This is a genomic window from Nostoc sp. KVJ20, assembly GCF_001712795.1.
In the GTDB taxonomy this organism is placed as follows: domain Bacteria; phylum Cyanobacteriota; class Cyanobacteriia; order Cyanobacteriales; family Nostocaceae; genus Nostoc.
Map to the genome: position 1 here is coordinate 1 of NZ_KV757852.1, position 737 is coordinate 737.

The window sequence follows — 737 nt, forward strand, 5'->3', positions numbered from 1 at the left end:
GTTTCCTTGAGAATGATTTTGATGATGTCCCCATTTTTCAGTCAAGTCAAGTATCTTTTGTAAAGCAGTAGTAAATTCGGTATAAGTTTGAGATTGGCTCACCCCTAGCAATTCTTTCAGTTTTGAGAGCGCTGATACAGTCTCATAACTTGCAACAGTTTCTTGAGCAACGTAGTCAGAAATAGCATTAAGAGCTAAGTGTTCTGAAGTTCGAGTTTTTTGGGTCAAATACCCTACGAATTCATTGTCCAGTAGTTGCTGAAACTGGTTGAATGTGGTTTTTCCTACTTTTAGCTGCTGGCTGAATTGAGAAAGTTGTTTTATTAGTTGTGGTAAGGTTTCAGTAATGATGGACTCAACTAATGACTGTTCTATACTTTGAGCAATTGATAAGATAGTTCTTTGTGAATCAAGTCGTTGTTCAATTTGAGTAATAGCTGCTTCTAAGCCGTGGAATCTAGTTTTTCCTCCTTTTAGCTGCTGGTGATATTGAGAGAATTGTTTTATTAGTTGCGGTAAAGTTTCGGTGAGGGTAGACTCAACAGCCGAGTATTCGATATTTTCAATAATTGGATCTACAGTTTTTTGTGAATCAAGCCGTTGTTCAATTTGAGTAATAGCTACTCCTAAGCCCTCAAAGGTGGTTCTTCCCTTATGTTGCTGGCAAGTTTTAGAAAGTTGTTCTATTAGTTGTGGTAACGTTTCAGCTAGGGCAGATTCAACTAATGACTGTTCTA

At 37.4% G+C, this 737-nt stretch carries 1 pseudogene; it reads right to left on the reverse strand.

Going from position 1 to position 737, the window contains the following annotated elements:
- A pseudogene (locus A4S05_RS38260) lies at positions 1–737 on the reverse strand (exonuclease V subunit alpha); the annotation flags it as partial.